Raw genomic sequence first — 557 nt, forward strand, 5'->3', positions numbered from 1 at the left:
GACGTACTGGCACTTACTGAGGCACTCGTTGAGGCGGATACGCTCGCTGACGTACTTGCTGAAACTGAAGCACTTGTTGAAGCGGATGCACTTGCCGATGTACTTGCTGAAACTGAAGCACTTGTTGAAGCGGACTCACTTGCCGATGTACTTGCACTTACTGAGGCACTTGTTGAGGCAGATACGCTCGCTGACGTGCTGGCACTTACTGAGGCACTTGTTGAAGCGGATGCGCTCGCTGACGTGCTAGCTGAAACTGAAGCACTTGTCGAAGCAGACTCACTTGCAGATGTACTTGCACTTACTGAGGCACTTGTTGAAGCGGACTCACTTGCAGATGTACTTGCACTTACTGAGGCACTTGTTGAGGCAGATACGCTCGCTGATGTGCTTGCTGATGCTGAAGCACTGGTTGAGGCAGACGCACTCGCTGATGTACTTGCTGATGCTGAGGCACTGGTCGAAGCAGACGCACTTGCAGATGTGCTTGCACTTACTGAAGCACTCGTTGAAGCAGATACGCTCGCTGACGTGCTAGCACTTACTGAGGCACTGGT

General features: G+C 52.2%; 1 protein-coding gene. It reads left to right on the forward strand.

Features of this window, described 5'->3' with window-relative positions; all coding sequences use genetic code 11:
* A partial coding sequence (locus B7709_RS10160; protein WP_239822481.1) for an MSCRAMM family adhesin SdrC occupies positions 1–557 on the forward strand: 557 nt, incomplete at both ends.

Source organism: Streptococcus oralis subsp. dentisani (genome assembly GCF_002096335.1).
GTDB lineage: Bacteria > Bacillota > Bacilli > Lactobacillales > Streptococcaceae > Streptococcus > Streptococcus oralis_Z.